Annotated in this window: 12 protein-coding genes and 1 tRNA gene; 10 read left to right on the forward strand and 3 right to left on the reverse strand. The window is 38.2% G+C overall.

The features are described from left to right. Positions 1–69: 69 nt before the first annotated feature. The 7 genes from tpiA to C7S20_RS10020 all read left to right on the forward strand — a co-directional run bounded on the left by tpiA (position 70) and on the right by C7S20_RS10020 (position 9,789). Positions 70–822: a triose-phosphate isomerase gene (tpiA, locus tag C7S20_RS09990; protein WP_107014181.1), complete on the forward strand. Its 753-nt coding sequence runs from the start codon at positions 70–72 to the stop codon at positions 820–822. A gap of 1 nt (position 823) precedes the next feature. Then, positions 824–1,657 carry a 50S ribosomal protein L11 methyltransferase gene (gene prmA / locus C7S20_RS09995; protein WP_107012345.1) on the forward strand — a complete coding sequence of 278 codons (834 nt, stop codon included), beginning with the start codon at positions 824–826 and terminating at the stop codon, positions 1,655–1,657. Positions 1,658–1,707: 50 nt separating this feature from the next. Further along, a complete protein-coding gene (locus C7S20_RS10000; protein WP_107012346.1) occupies positions 1,708–1,983 on the forward strand; it encodes an ATP-dependent Clp protease adaptor ClpS in 276 nt (91 codons plus the stop codon). A gap of 87 nt (positions 1,984–2,070) precedes the next feature. Beyond that, positions 2,071–2,144, forward strand: a tRNA-Arg gene (locus C7S20_RS10005). A gap of 513 nt (positions 2,145–2,657) precedes the next feature. Then, positions 2,658–6,908, forward strand: coding sequence for an alpha-glucan family phosphorylase (gene glgP / locus C7S20_RS10010; RefSeq protein ID WP_107012347.1), 4,251 nt, complete (start codon positions 2,658–2,660; stop codon positions 6,906–6,908). Between the two features lie 24 nt (positions 6,909–6,932). After that, positions 6,933–7,391 carry a pyridoxamine 5'-phosphate oxidase family protein gene (locus C7S20_RS10015; protein WP_107012348.1) on the forward strand — a complete coding sequence of 153 codons (459 nt, stop codon included), beginning with the start codon at positions 6,933–6,935 and terminating at the stop codon, positions 7,389–7,391. Positions 7,392–7,473: 82 nt separating this feature from the next. After that, positions 7,474–9,789, forward strand: a complete 2,316-nt coding sequence (locus tag C7S20_RS10020) for an amylo-alpha-1,6-glucosidase (RefSeq protein WP_107012349.1) — start codon at positions 7,474–7,476, stop codon at positions 9,787–9,789. A 624-nt stretch (positions 9,790–10,413) separates the two neighbouring features. Here C7S20_RS10020 and C7S20_RS10025 read toward each other — a convergent pair. The 3 genes from C7S20_RS10025 to C7S20_RS10035 are packed head-to-tail and all read right to left on the reverse strand — an operon-like array spanning position 10,414 to position 12,749. Then, a complete protein-coding gene (locus tag C7S20_RS10025) occupies positions 10,414–11,052 on the reverse strand; it encodes a phosphoribosyltransferase (RefSeq protein WP_107012350.1) in 639 nt (212 codons plus the stop codon). Positions 11,053–11,056: 4 nt separating this feature from the next. Beyond that, the gene (locus tag C7S20_RS10030) at positions 11,057–11,701 is read right to left on the reverse strand and encodes a dienelactone hydrolase family protein (protein ID WP_107012351.1); all 645 of its coding nucleotides are present in this window, start codon (positions 11,699–11,701) and stop codon (positions 11,057–11,059) included. Between the two features lie 19 nt (positions 11,702–11,720). Continuing rightward, positions 11,721–12,749, reverse strand: a complete 1,029-nt coding sequence (locus tag C7S20_RS10035) for a zinc-dependent alcohol dehydrogenase family protein (protein WP_107012352.1) — start codon at positions 12,747–12,749, stop codon at positions 11,721–11,723. Positions 12,750–12,973: 224 nt separating this feature from the next. Between C7S20_RS10035 and C7S20_RS10040 the strand changes: the two genes are divergently transcribed. From C7S20_RS10040 to C7S20_RS10050, 3 genes are all read left to right on the forward strand, one after another. Beyond that, positions 12,974–13,516: a hypothetical protein gene (locus C7S20_RS10040; protein WP_107012353.1), complete on the forward strand. Its 543-nt coding sequence runs from the start codon at positions 12,974–12,976 to the stop codon at positions 13,514–13,516. Between the two features lie 94 nt (positions 13,517–13,610). Next, a complete protein-coding gene (locus tag C7S20_RS10045; RefSeq protein WP_107012354.1) occupies positions 13,611–14,687 on the forward strand; it encodes an efflux RND transporter periplasmic adaptor subunit in 1,077 nt (358 codons plus the stop codon). Further along, positions 14,684–15,946, forward strand: a complete 1,263-nt coding sequence (locus C7S20_RS10050; protein WP_107012355.1) for an ABC transporter permease — start codon at positions 14,684–14,686, stop codon at positions 15,944–15,946. The genes C7S20_RS10045 and C7S20_RS10050 overlap by 4 nt, the downstream gene beginning before the upstream one ends. The last annotated feature ends 5 nt before the right edge of the window (positions 15,947–15,951 follow it).

The raw sequence follows: 15,951 nt of genomic DNA on the forward strand, positions 1-15,951 counted from the left end.
TATTATATTTGTTATCAGGGGAAAAATTCCCTGAAATTAAAACAAACCAATCCTCGAAAATTTCAGAAAATGAGAAAAAATATAGTAGCCGGAAACTGGAAAATGAATAACGACCTTGCTGAAGCCGAAGAGCTTATAGGTCATATCAAAATGCAACTGGTAAAAGAACCAGAAGCAACGGTCATGGTAGCCCCTTCTTTTACTAATTTATATCCAGTTTTTCAGGCTTTAAAAAATACTCCGGTGATTGTGGCCGCTCAAAATATGAGCGAACATGAAAAAGGCGCGTATACTGGTGAAATTTCAGCTGATATGTTGAAAAGTGTGGGCGTGGAGACTGTCATTCTTGGGCATAGTGAGCGAAGGGCCTATTTTAAGGAAACGAATGAGCTACTTGCTAAAAAGGTAAAAACGGCTATAGAAAAAGAGATGACCGTAATTTTCTGTTTTGGCGAAGAACTGGAAGAACGTAAGAGTGAGAGGCATTTTGAAGTTGTGGAAAGGCAATTAAAAGAAAGTCTTTTTAATCTTCCCAAAAGCGCCTGGAAAAATATCATTCTCGCCTATGAACCGGTGTGGGCAATAGGTACGGGCGAAACAGCTTCTCCCGAGCAGGCACAGGAAATCCATAAGCATGTACGGGAATTGATTTCAAAAAATATCGGTTCAGAAGTGGCTGAAAATACATCCATTCTATATGGAGGTAGTGTAAAACCCGATAATGCCAAAGAAATTTTTGCCAAAGAAGATGTAGATGGTGGACTCATAGGAGGTGCCAGTCTAAAAGCGGTAGATTTTGTGGAGATCGTAAATTCATTCTAAGATGGGTGGCAATTACCTGGAATTTCAGTTTAAGATCGATCCGGTGCAGCCGGCTTCAGAGATCCTCATTGCAGAACTGGGATATTTGGGTTTTGAAAGTTTCGTTGAAAATGATGACGGTATTACCGCTTACATTCCAGTAGAAGAGTATGAAGATGACCTTTTAACAGGTGTTCATATTTTGCAGTCGGAAGAATTTGAAATAAATTATTCGGTTTCAGAAATTGAAAGGCTGAACTGGAATAAGGAATGGGAGAAAAATTTCACTCCTATCCTGGTTGATGAAATTTGTAGCGTAAGAGCGCCTTTTCATCCCGAAACTGAAGCGAAATATGATATCGTCATAGAGCCGAAAATGTCTTTCGGAACGGGGCATCACGCCACCACTCATATGATGATCCAGCATATTCTGAAAAATGATTTTGAAGGAAAAAAGGTATTGGACATTGGCTGCGGAACCGGTGTTCTTGCTATTCTGGCAGCCATGAAAGGAGCTTCTCAAATTGATGCTATCGATATTGATAACTGGTGTTATTTAAATACGATCGAAAATATTGAAAGGAATGAATGTACTTTTATCAATGTGGAAGAAGGCGGAGTTGAACTGATTAAAGACCGAAAATATGATATCATTCTTGCCAATATCAACAGAAATATTCTCTTGCGGGATTTGCCGGAATATGAAAAAACGCTCACCGAAAATGGCGTGATTTTTTTAAGTGGATTTTATCTGATCGACCTTCCGGTAATTAAAAAAGCCTGCAGGAAAGTTGGACTGGATTTTGTCGAGAATTTTGAAAGGAATGATTGGGTAGCTGCAAAGTTTTCACGTTGAGGGTTTTATAATTAATTTTTATCTTTGAACTGGAAAGGAAATTATTGAAGATGAGCACGAAAGAAGAAGTATTAGAAAAGGTAGAAGAAAAGACAAAGGAGAAAAAAGAAAACGAGATCGTTTTGTATAATGACGATCATAATACATTCGATCACGTTATAGAAACACTTATTTATGCCTGCGACCACACTCCTGAACAGGCCGAACAATGTTCACTACTGGTTCATTACAAAGGTAAATGTACGGTAAAAACAGGACCTTACGAAGATTTGAAGCCGCGGTGTTCAAAACTTCTGGACGCGGGTTTAAGCGCTGAAATTATTTAGGCCAAAAATTATCCTGAAACTTTTCAGTTTTTAAAATAAACAATATATTTGCACCCGCTTTGTAAAACACAAAGTTGGTACAAAAAAGGCCTCGTGGCGCAACTGAATAGCGCATCTGATTACGGCTCAGAAGGTTGCAGGTTTGAATCCTGCCGAGGTCACTTTTAGAGAATTCAATTTTAAGCAAATCCCTGTAAATACTTTGATTTACAGGGATTTATGTTTTTTATGGCTTTCTGTTTAAAAAAGGTTTTTTACCTTTTTTAGTTCACAGATCTTCAACACCAAATTATAATGTCATCAAATTGTTGCCTTGACCTTCAGTTCCTCTAAAAATTCAGAGTCGGCTTGCTTCTGTTTAGCCCTTTAGAGGTCAATTCTCCTCTCTGGTTAGAGTCGCGCTTCAAAAGATAATATTAAGAGCAAATTGGTGTATTTTTCTTCTTTTATCTTCGTAAAACCTTTGGGGAAAACTATGCGGTTTCCTTCCTCAGGAAATAGATCCTGATTAACACCATATGGGGCTCTATAGCTTTTTTAAATAATGATTTATATCATCATTCCTCCCCTGTCTTCTTCCTAAATTTAATATTACCAAAAGGGAAGAATTCAGGCCTTATTTCTATCTATAGCGTCAATAAGGATCTTAGGCTTATTCAGGTAATTTTAAAAAAATGGAAAATAATTCAGAAACCCTTTCAAAACCTGACTTTATCTTCGAGGTTAGTTGGGAAGTTTGCAACAAAGTGGGAGGTATACATACTTTTCTTGCCTCTAAAGCTCCATTGTTGGAAGGAGATCTTGGCGATCATTTTATACAAATTGGACCAGATTTGTATAAGGGAAGTGAAGGAAATACCGAGTTTATAGAAGAAGCTGAATTATTAAGGGAATGGAAAAATCAATTCAACAGGGAAGGATTAAAAATTAGAATTGGACGGTGGAATATCCCCAGTAATCCTATTGTGATCCTGGTTGATTTCTCACCATTATTCTCAAAGAAAGATCAAATTTTTAGCAATTTATGGTCTAAAAACAGATTGGATTCTCTTCAGGGGGGATGGGATTATATCGAACCCGCATTATTTGGTTATAGTGCGGGAATGATAATTGAAGATTATAAAAAATTCTTCCTGCAGGGAAAACATAACATCCTCGCTCATTTTCACGAATGGATGACCGGTGCGGGAGTTTTATATCTTGAAAATGAAGTTCAGGGTGTCACTACCATTTTTACCACGCACGCAACGGTCACTGGAAGAACCCTTTGTGGTGCAGGACAGCCATTTTACGGAAAATTTGATACTTATAATGGCGATCAGGTAGCAAAAGATTTTAATACCCTGGCTAAACATTCTCTTGAGAAAGCGGCTGCGGTTACCGCAGATGCTTTTACTACCGTTAGTGAAAATACTGCTCGGGAATGTCAGCAATTACTGGGAAAAGCTGTAGATAAAGTAACCATTAACGGTTTTGATGATTCTTTTTTACCTGCCCAAAAAGATTTGGAAAATAAACGCAGCGAAGCCAGGAAAGATCTTATTAAGATAGCTTCTTGTGTAACAGGTTCTGCCTTACCAGAAAATAGCTTTTTGGTTGCCACCAGTGGGAGGTATGAGTTTAAAAATAAAGGGATGGACCTTTTCCTGGATTCTCTCGCCGAATTGCTCCAAAATGAAAAGTTAGACCGCCAGATAATTGGTTTTATACTTGTACCTGCCGCACATACCCGCCCCCGGAATGAGGTATTAGATTGCCTTCAGGGTAAAGGCTATAAAGAAGCTGCAGATATTAACTTTTTGACTCATTATTTACAGGATTTTGCCCATGATGCAATTTGCCAGAAAATAAAGAATAATAAGCTTACAAATAGTCCTGATAAAAAGGTCAAAATTATTTTTGCTCCCATCTATCTGGATGAAAGAGATGGAGTTTTTAATAAAAGTTATTATGATATTTTAATCGGTTTTGATCTCACGGTCTTTCCGTCTTACTATGAACCTTTTGGGTATACGCCCTTAGAAAGTCTGTCCTTTCAGGTTCCTTCGGTAACTACTACCTTAACCGGATTTGGCAAAGAAGTGAATTCCCTTTCCAAAGACACTTCAGAAGGGATGCTGGTTATCGAGCGTATGGATTACAATGATCAAACCGTGGTTGATCAAATTGCAAATCATATCTATGAATTTAGTATCAAGAATGAACAGGAATTATCAGAAGTCAGAAAAAGTGCCTTTGAAATTTCCAGAAATTTCCTTTGGAAACAACTTATTGGTAACTATTACGAGGTATATGCCGTAGCTATTGAAAGACGAAGGTTAAAAGAAGAAGGGCTTAAAAGAATTTATGAAATGATTTCGCACGCCTATGTTGAACCAGCCGAGTCTAATGAACCCATCTGGAAAAGCGCGATGGTAAAATTTAAAATTCCGCAAGCTCTCCAACCCCTGGAAATATTGTGTAAAAATCTATGGTGGACCTGGCATGCTGAAGTTGAAGATCTATTTCGGTCTATCGATCCTAAATTATGGGTAAAGGTGCACGGAAATCCTATCACGTTGCTTAATTCTTTAGCTTATCAGCGATTCCTGGAACTGGAAAAAGATAACGGCTTTATGGAAAAACTTCGGAAGATTTTTCAAAATTTCCAGGAGTATATGGCCTTGAGCCAGAATAAAACCGGCCCAAAAATAGCTTATTTATGTATGGAGTACGGTTTGCATGAATCCATTCCAATTTATGCCGGTGGTTTGGGAATTCTGGCAGGTGATTTTCTTAAGGAAGCAAGTGAAATGAACCTGGATATGGTTGCCTTTGGAATACTTTATAGGTATGGGTATTTTAAACAATCGCTCACCTTACATGGCGAACAGGTAGCTGAATATGATAAACTGCATTTTACGCAACTGCCCATAACTCCGGTGACAGATTCAAAAGGAAATCGTTTGGTGCTGCAATTTCCATTGAGAGGACCTATGGTGAGCGTTCAAATTTGGAAATTAGAAGTAGGCCGTATTCCCCTTTATTTATTTGATACTGATATTCCTGAAAATGGTGATGAAAATAAAGGAATTACTCACCAGCTTTATGGCGGTGATAATGAAAACCGGCTGCGACAAGAACTTTTAATTGCAGCCATGACGCTACAGGTGTTAGATAAATTGAACATTCATCCGGATCTCTATCATTACAACGAAGGCCATACTGCCTTTGCGAGTTTATTCAGAATTATGAAACTGGTTGGGAATGATAATCTGACCTTCGAGGAAGCTACACAATTTGTGAAAGCATCTTCTCTTTTTACCACCCATACACCGGTTCCTGCCGGACAGGATATGTTTGAGGAAAATTTACTTAGAAGTTATCAATCTCATCTGGCAGATTCTCTTAACGTGGCATGGGAACGTTTTTTAAGTCTTGGCAGGCTTAAATCTTCTGATCCTCACGAGAAGTTTTCCATGAGCTATCTCGCGGCAAGGTTATCTGGCGAGATTAACGCTGTAAGTAAAATTCATTCCGAGGTGACCCAAAGGATTTTTAAACCTCTCTGGAAAGGCTTGCTCGAGCAGGAACTGGAGATCAATAACGTTACCAATGGTGTTCATTACCAAACGTGGGCGGCTCCGCAATGGCAAGAATTATTCAAAAAATATTTAGATCCCAATTTTCTGGAAGATACCTCAAATAGTAACTATTGGGCAAAGGTCAGGGAAATTCCTTCTAAGGAAGTCGCAGAAATAAAAAAAGAATTAAAGAAAGCTCTGATCGAGGGAATTCAATCCCGATTAAAAAATGAAGTCAGAAGTCGTCATCTTCCACCAGCTAGAGCGTACGGTATATTTAATTCTTTTAATGAAAAGGATCTTATCATTGGTTTTGCGAGACGTTTCGCCCCTTATAAGCGAGCCACTCTGCTGTTTAATGATATGGAAAGACTTTCCAAAATTGTCAACAATCCTTTGAAACCGGTGAAATTCATCTTTGCAGGAAAGGCTCATCCGGCCGATAGAGAGGGACAAGCCTTGATAAAAAGAATTATAGAAGTAGCCGAACAGCCTATTTTTTCAGGCAAGATCCTATTCATCCAGAATTATGATATGGAATTGGCTCGTTTGCTTGTACAGGGGGTAGATGTATGGTTAAATACTCCACAAAGGGGAAATGAAGCTTCCGGAACGAGTGGTATGAAAGCAGCAATGAATGGCACTCTCAACTTTAGTGTTATGGATGGATGGTGGGCTGAAGCTTACAGGCCGGAAGCAGGCTGGGCTCTTACCCAGGAACAACTTTATGAAAATCAAAAAGATCAGGATGATCTAGATACTGAAACCATATTTAATATTCTTGAGCACGAAATTATTCCGGAATTTTTTAGCGTTACCGATGGTGATATAAACGAAAAATGGACTGATCGGATAAAAAATTCCTTTGCATATATAACACCTCAATTTACCACTAAACGTATGTTGAAGGAATATAAAACTAATTATTATGAGAATATGTATGATCAGACCAGGCAAATGAAGGAGAACAATTATGAACTAACAAAAAAATTTACCGATTGGACAAAAAAGATTAATAAAGAATGGTCGAAAATTTCTGTAGTAAGCGTTCAGGTTTCAGATACCAGCCGTTCCCTGGAATTAGGGGAGATATTCTCGGCTGAAGTTGTATTGAATCTGGGTCAAATTCCGCCCTCAGAAATTGGCGTTGAATTGGTTCTTGTTAAACATCTGGAAAATGGTAATTATGGAATTAGAAATATAGAGGAATTGCCTTTGATTTCAGAAGATAACTCTCAGGCAGTTTATAAAGGTGAAATTACCGCATCCTTTACCGGAGCTTTTCATTACGACATGCGTTTTTTTCCAAAGAATAAGTTGTTAACGAAAAGAAGGAACCTCCCATTAGTAAAGTGGATATAATTGTTTCAGTAATACCTTAAAATCATGAGAAAAGATTTAAATAATGAGCAATGTCTGGAAATGCTGAGAAATAATTATGTGGGTCGTTTAGGGTATATATTTGAAAAAAGACCTTTTGTCGTACCCATTACCTATTTCTATAGCGAGGAAAATAACTCGGTTATTGGCTATTCAGGTAAAGGTCAAAAATTGAAGGCTTTAAGAAAGAATAAATTCATTTCACTGGAAATTGATGAAATTGAATCTATTGATCATTGGCGATCAGTTTTGGTCCATGGCGAATTTGAAGAGCTTCATCAAACAGAGGCAAAATATTTGTTGCATGCCTTTGCCCTGGGAGTTGAGAAGCTTATTGCTAAAAAGGAGAAAAGGGAACTTCACGCCATCAGTGAGTTTTCTACCAGAATAATCAAAGAGGAGATACCTATCGTTTTTCGAATCAAAGACCTGGAATGGACAGGAAAATATAGGGACCAGGAATAAAAGGAAAAATATCTGGTCTACCTGTATAAGGGAAGTATAATTCACATTTTCAAAAAGATAGAATTAATTTAATAAGCTATGCATGTCTATTTTTTCCTCCATTAAATCTGTCCCTGATAGCAATGAAGCTCATTTTGCATCTATTGTCAAGATAGCTGGCATAGGCGAAAAAAAATCCCCAGAGGTCCTAAAGAAACTGGCTAAAACCTTACATATTCCCGAAAAAAAAGTCAATCTTATTTTTGCAAATCCAGGCCGCTACGATGTGGAAGTTTCTTGGAGTGCGAGGAAACGTAAAAAGGCTTTTCGGAACTTTTTAGGAAGTATTCAGAATGGTTATGGAATTAATGAGTTGGAACACAGCTTAATTTATAGGTACGCTATAGATTCAGGATTTTCAAAAGATCAGGCGACATTGGAAATTGAAAATTTTCTGGGCACATTGGTTACCGGGGACCATTATGAATGGCGGGACGATCTTTTCAGTAAGGAATGGTTATTAACCAATGGTATTGGAGGCTATGCTTCGGGCACAATTTCAGGAGCCAATACGAGAAGCCACCATGGAGTTTTGGTAGCTTCTTTAAATCCGCCGGCCGATAGAAAAGTCCTCGTGGCCAAAGTTGAAGAACGAATTTTTCATGATGGAAAATATTTCGATCTTTCTTCCAATAAATATCCTGGGGTCATACATCCTGATGGCACCCAATTTTTAAAATCTTACCAGGTCAATCCCAATCCAAAATGGGTATACAGTAATGAGGAGTGGAAACTGGAGAAAAATATTTTTATGCTTCAGGGATCCAATACCACTTTGATCCAATATATAAACAAGAGCGACATTCCAATTTCTTTTGAAATTCATCCATTATATTCCTGTTCTGATCATCAGATGGTTTTTCGAGAGAACAGCTATTTCGATTTTTATACGGAATACGGTTCAAAAATGATCAAAACATATCCCTTTTATGGTAGTAAAGCGATCTATACTTTTTGGAACTATGGAAATTATATGGAAGCTCGAAGCTGGTACAAAAACGTCTTACTTCCCGTAAATGAGCAAAGAGGCCTGGATTATGTTTGTGATTATTATCGCATAGGTTTCCTGAAATATACGATCAATCCCAACGAAGAACTGACCATTTGTTTTACCGATGATGATAAACTTTCGGGGAAAAAAATTTCCGATCTAATACCTCAATCAACTAATGATCTCTACCCGGAAAATGAATGTAGATTTTACCAGGATCTTTTAAAAGCCGGAGATCAATTTTTAGTGCAGAAGCCAGAATCAGAATATAAGTCCATAATTGCCGGTTATCACTGGTTCGAAGTATGGGGGAGAGATACTATGATTGCTATGCGGGGATTGACCATAGCGAGAGAAAATAAAATCGCCTCAAAATCTATTCTGAACAGATTTTTTAAAAATATTGATCGGGGAATGATCCCTAATAGATTTCCAGATCACCATTCAGATTCAATACCTTATAATACAATAGATGCGACGCTATGGCTCTTTGTGGTCTTATATGAATATTACACTAAATTCCGTGATTTGGACTTTGTGAATAATCATTTTTCGGCTTTAAAAGAAATTCTGGATTATCACATTAAGGGTACCCGGTATAATATTCATGTAACCGGGGAAGGATTTTTGTATGGGGGCGATGTTAGCACTCAGCTAACCTGGATGGATGCAAAAATTAACGGCATTGCTATTACTCCCAGAAATGGCTGCGCTGTTGAGATCAACGCTCTTTGGTATAATGCCTTGAAAATATATGAATATTTTGCCTCCTTATTACATTCTGAAATTGATAATAAATTTCTGGAATTGATTGGACTTTTTGAAAGGAATTTTACACGTTTCTTTACTAATGGTGAAGGAAGCCTTTTTGATGTAATCAATCCTGGTGTCTCTACCGATAATAGCTTTCGTCCTAATCAAATTTTTTGTCTGAGCCTGCCCTTTTCCGTTTTGAATTTTGACCAAAAAGAAAAGATCTTTAAAGCTGTTAAAGAAAAGCTTTATACTCCTTATGGCCTTCGCACTTTAAGCAGGGATGATTCAAAATTCCAGGGAGTTTATAAAGGGGATCAATGGCAGCGGGATCATGCCTATCATCAGGGAACAGTATGGCCGTTTTTGATATACGAATACTTCCGTGCTTATTTTCAAATATATGGGGAGAACTTAAAAAATAAAAAATACGTTTTAAAGGAACTGGCTCCCATAAAAGAACATTTTTATCATGACCATGGCCTTTATTGCATTTCGGAAATTTTTGATGGTCTGGAGCCTCATCATGGGAAAGGATGCATTCATCAGGCGTGGTCAGTCGCGGCGCTGGTGAAATTATACGCTGATTATCAACTTTATAGTATAGATGTTTAAAGAAACATAGCTTAAAAAAATTTAATTGGCACGCAGGTAGAAACCATCTTCAGGCACGGTTAATTCATCTTCATTTTCTTAATGGGAATTTTAATACCTAGGTTTTCGGAGGTTTATTAAGCCTAAAAGAAAAGAGAAAAATTGGGATGAATTTCCCTCTTTTCTTTTTATAGGTGCTACTGGTTGTACTTAGTAAACAAGAAATTATGAAGTAAGTTTAAAAACAGAGGATCCTGTAATAAAGTGACAAAAATCACTTTTTTTAGAAATGAATGTTATTGGAATCAAATAGTTTTTAGGTTATCTTTAGTTTATCAAATAAGAGATAAAAAGCAGGTTGGTAACAACCGAATCTAAATTCATATCAGTTTGTTGAAATTCATGTACGCAGGCGTATATGTCGGGATCAAAAAAGAAGTTTTTAGGTTAGAATCCGAAGACATCGGTCAGGAGATGAGGCTGAAATAACTGTAATTTGATGTTTAAAATTTTCCAGAAACGGAAAACTTTGGATAAAGCGGGTTTCGAACCCGCTTACTGTTTTTTTACCCAATCGGTCTATTTTGAAAAATCCCATTTTTAAGAATTAGTAAAAGGCTTCACTCTAAATGTGGAATAAGATTATTAAATACTTTCCGAATTATTGAACATTTTGAAAAGCCTAAAAGCTTCTTTATCAGAAACCTGGTCGAAATTCTCATAAAATTCACCAACTCCACCGAAATCAAGAGATTGTTCCAGGCAAATTATTTGGTCTATATAAGTTGAAGCGGAAAGCTTTAAAATCGTGGACATCGGAGCAACCGGTATCGCAATAATTATTTTTGATGGAGATTCTTCATGAACCAGTTGGGCGGTTGCCAAAATTGTGTTTCCAGTAGCGACCCCATCGTCTACAATAATTGCTATTTTACCTTTTAGCTTCAGGGGTTTACGGTTTTTGTAGAATTCAGATTCTCTTTCTGTCAAAACAGCTCTCAATCGTTTTGTTTCATTTAAAATAAAATCCAGTGAAATATCGGCTGCCTGATTATCCAGGATGATATTATTAAGGCTTACAGCTCCAATGGCATATTCTTTATTGAGCGGATGGCCAATTTTTTTTATCAAAGCTACTTCCAAAGGCAATTTTAGTTCTTTGGCTAGTATGACTCCAATTGGAAGTCCCCCGCGGGGTATCGCCAGAATTACCGCATTTTGAGCTTTGTAATTTTTTAATTTATCGAAGAGCAGTTTCCCTGCTTCCTGCCTGTTCTTAAACATGGCCTTAATTTAAAAATTTGTCGAACCATAAAGAGGCTAAAACAGCTACGCGTTCCAGGGTATGAGGTTCGGCAAAGAGATGCCCGGCGCCAGGGATGATTTTTAATTCTTTGGTACAGTTCATTTCATGAAGTGCTTTTTGATTTAAACTTAAAACGACATCATCTTTTCCGCCAACCAGAAGTAAGGTAGGTGCAGTTACTTTTGTTAAATAAACGCTTCCAGCCATATCTGGCCGTCCTCCTTTTGAAACCACCGCTTCCACTTTTTCTCCCATTAAGGCTGATGCCCGTAAAGCCGATGCGGCTCCTGTACTTGCACCAAAAAATCCTAAAGGAAGATCGATGGTCGCCGCCTGATCTTTAAGCCATTCTGAAACCTGGAGGAGACGGTCGGTTAATAATTCTATATCAAACCTGTTTTTAAACTGAATATCTTCTCCCTCGGTTAAAAGATCAAAAAGAAGAGTTGCGAATTTGTGAGAATTCAGCTTTCCAGCTATATAAGAATTTCGCGGACTTAAATGACTGCTGCCGCTCCCGTGTGAAAACACCACAATGCCTTTTGGGGAAGGCGGTACGGTTAAAATACCATCTAATTTTATGCGTCCCAGATCAATCTTTACCTTATCTTTTTGAATAGTTTCCATTTTTCTGAATTTTTAATGATTATGAAATTCGCAAAACCTTTGCGCCTCTCAGGTTTCCTTTTTTTAGATCGCAAAGGGCCTTATTGGCTTCCTCCAGTTTGTATTCCTTGTAATTGGGTTTGATACCCGAAGCTGCGGCAATCTTCAGGAAATCCTTTACATCCTGCGCAGTGACATTGGCAACCGATTTGATCTCTTTTTCCATCCAGAGATGTTTTTCGTAATCAAGCTGAAGCAGTAATTCCTTATCCATATCTTCTTTTCGTATTGCGTTGATTATCAGTCGGCCTCCATTTTGCAAATTTTCAAGACCTTTTAAGACTGGTTTCCAGGCGGGAGTGGTATCTATTATGGAATCGATTTTTACAGGTGATTTTTCTGAAATATCGCCGGCCCAATTGGCTCCAAGCTCTATGGCGAATTTTCTTTCCTCTTTATTTCTTGAGAAAACAAAGATTCCCGAATCAAGAAAAGAATGTTTTACCATTTTCAGCACCAGGTGTCCAGAAGCTCCAAATCCCATTAATCCTAAGTTCTGGCCGTTCTTGAGTCCTGAAAGGGAAAGGGATCTCTTTCCGATGGCGCCTGCGCATAAGAGTGGAGCTGCTTCAGCATCTAATATTGAATCGGGGATGGGATAGACAAATTTTTTGGGAGCAACCATATATTCCGCGTAACCTCCAAAACGATCGCGGCCTGTAGCCTGAAAATCTGAACATAAATTTTCAAGTCCGGAATGACAAAATTCGCAATTTCCGCAGCTGGAAAAGATCCAAGCCACTCCCACTCGTTGCCCGATCATCGAAGGAGAAACTTTTTCCCCATTTTCAATAATGCTTCCAACCACCTGATGGCCTAAGACCATGGGAAAAAATGCCGGTGGAGTTCTGCCTTCTATTTCATCAAGCTCTGTATGGCAAATCCCGCATACCGATATCTTTATCAACACTTCATTTAGAGCAGGTGATGGTTTTGGCAATTCTTCCAAACTCAGCGGACTTGAATTTGTATCCATGGAAACGATCTTTTTTAACAGCATTGCCTTCATAATTCAAGTGTTGCATAATTTCCACCTTCAGATCCCAGCTGAAAATCTCTTATGTTACCTTGAAAGTACATTAAATCAAGGCCTTTTTAAATGATAAATATCAATGATAGTCTATGCTTTATATGTGTGGCAAATGGGAGTGAAATTTATTCCGGTGCTGATAAAAGTCATTTCCCGGAAAAGTTTTCAGCGATAAATTTGAAATGAAATATGGATAAAATATCATGCATTTAACCGGTCAAATACCTAAGGTAGCTGAAGAAAACATCGTACAGATCTGGCTAGATTCTTATGATGATATGTTTTCCGATTTTGACCCGCGTCCGTACTCAAAAAGGATGTGGTCTGATGATTTTATTATACAAATCAGAAAGGTGATCAAAGACCATCCTAAAAAAATTTCAGTGTTAAGAATTCTACTGCCGGGGAAAGAGAAACAGGAAATGGTGGAAAAAGATTTGATAAAACGGTTATCTAATTTCTTTGAAGCTCGCAGGAACGAGGTTTTACGCAGCCGAAAAGAAACCATCTACAAGGGAATTTTGTACATATTCCTGGGGATTTTGGTTATGCTCACAACCGAATATCTTACCTACATAAATAAAGATAAATTCTCCTGGCATCTTTTACTAAGGGTTTTTGAACCCCTGGGATGGTTTTTATTATGGATGGGCCTCGATATAATTGTAGATTCCAGGAAGAGTATTCACGATATTAGTTTCTTTTCAAAACTCGCGGCAGCGAGAATTGAATTTGCGGTTTACTAATTATCATAGCATGGCCTCGAATTCATTCGGTTAAATGATTTCGCTCATACTTTTATGCGTTTGTTTTGATTTATTTTGAATAGAATTCATTTTCATGAAGAGGTATATTTTCATCTTTTTTCTACTGCTTTCCTGTTCTAATAAAAAGGAAGGAATTATGCCGGTCAAAGCCGATCTGGTGGAATCGGTATATTCTTCAGTTACCATTCAGCCAGACAGTCTTTATAAGGCTTATTCCACCGTGGTGGCGATCCTGGATCGAAACCTTTTAGAAGAAGGTGCTCTGGTACAGGAAGGCACTCCCATACTTAAACTCATCAATTTGAAACCCGCCCTTAGCCGTGAAAATGCAAAACTCTCTTTTGAACTGGCGAAGGAAAACAGCAGCGGGAATAATAGTGTTCTAAATTCCCTGGAAAGGGAAATAAGGGCCGCCAGTCTTTCATTTTACAATGACTCGGTAAATTATTTAAGACAGAAAACGCTTTGGGAACAGGAGATAGGTTCAAAAGTTGAATTTGAAAACCGCAAGCTTGCCTATGAACTCTCCCGAAACAACCTTCAGCTTTTAAAAAAAGAGTATGAACGTACTCGAAAAGAGCTTTCAAACCAGGTACAGCAGGCTCTAAACAATTACAGATCTTCTGAATTTACCGCCGAAGAGTTCACTATTACCAGCAATATTAACGGGAAACTATATGCGCTATATAAGAATCCCGGAGAACTGGTAACTACGGTTGAACCTGTTGCGCTACTTGGCAGAGCAGATAAATTCATCATTGAAATGCTCGTTGATGAAACCGATATTGTCAAAATTGAAGAAGGGCAAAAAACTCTGGTCACCCTTGATGCCTACGGCCAGCGCGTATTTGAAGGGACGATTCATAAAATTTATCCTACTAAAGACGAACGAACCCAAACTTTTAAAATTGAGGCGGTGTTCAATGAGGCTCCACCTAAATTATATCCCGGCCTTGCAGGTGAGGCAAACATACTTATTGCCGAAAAAAAGGATGCTTTAACCATTCCGAAAGAATACCTCATAGATGCAGATCATGTGCTTACCGATGATGGAATTAGAAAAATTAGAACCGGACTTCAGGATATTGAAAAGGTAGAAATTCTTTCGGGTTTAAAGGAGGATGAAACAATTTATAAACCCGAACAATGAAAGGCTGGAATGTAATATTGCAAATTGCCAAAACGCATCTTACCACTAAACTGAAATCTACGGTTACGGCAACTATTGGAGTAATTTTTGGAATTGGTGGGTATATAACACTGGTAAGCTTTATGACTGGCCTTAATGATATGCTGGATGGCCTTATTCTTAACCAGACACCCCATGTACGCCTTTATAACGAGATAAAACCTACCGAAGAACAGCCTGTAGACTTATATGATGCCTTTAAACAGGCGGTTCCTATAATCCATTCGGTAAAACCGAAACAAAACCAGCGAAAGATCCATAATGCCCTCCCAATAATAAACTACCTGGAACATAATGAAAAAGTGCTGGGGGCGACACCACAGTTAAAAGCCCAAATATTTTACCTCTCGGGAACCATAGAACTGGGCGGGAATCTTATAGGTGTTGATATTTTAAAGGAAGCAAAACTGTCTAATATCCAGGATTACATCGTTCAGGGAACTTATATGGATCTAAAAAATACTGAGAACGGAATCTTACTGGGTGCTGGAATTGCCAAAAAGATGTCTCTTTCGGCAGGAGACCGGGTGATCATCAGTACCGTAAAAGGAGACCAGTTTCCTCTGAAAATTGTGGGGATTTATCAAAGCGGGATCGCCGATATCGATAACATCCAGAGCTTTGCTAATTTGAAAACCGTTCAAAGAATTTTGGGAGAAGCCGAGAATTATATTACAGATATCAACATCAAACTCAAAGAAATTTCAGAAGCGCCTGCTATGGCAAATTCCCTGGAAAAACAATTCGATGTGACGGCAAGCGATATAAACGAGATGAATGCGCAGTTTGAGACCGGTTCGAACATTCGTACCCTGATTACCTATGCGGTATCTATCACACTTCTCATTGTCGCGGGTTTTGGCATTTACAATATTCTGAATATGCTTATTTATGAAAAGATGAATGACATTGCCATTTTAAAGGCCATAGGTTTTTCGGGGCGTGATGTGCAGCAGATATTTATGAGCCAGGCTATGATCATCGGTGTGGTGGGAGGGGTGACGGGTCTTCTTATTGGTTATGCACTTTCCCTTACCATCGATAATATTGGGTTTCATACAGAAGCTCTGCCTACCATCACGACCTACCCCATCAATTACGATCCCGGTCATTACGTTATAGGGATCACTTTTGCCTTAATATGCACCTTCATTGCGGGATATTTGCCCTCAAAAAAAGCCGCGAAGATAGACCCGGTAAGAATTATACGTGGAAATTAATAATT

This window comes from Christiangramia fulva, from assembly GCF_003024155.1.
In the GTDB taxonomy this organism is placed as follows: domain Bacteria; phylum Bacteroidota; class Bacteroidia; order Flavobacteriales; family Flavobacteriaceae; genus Christiangramia; species Christiangramia fulva.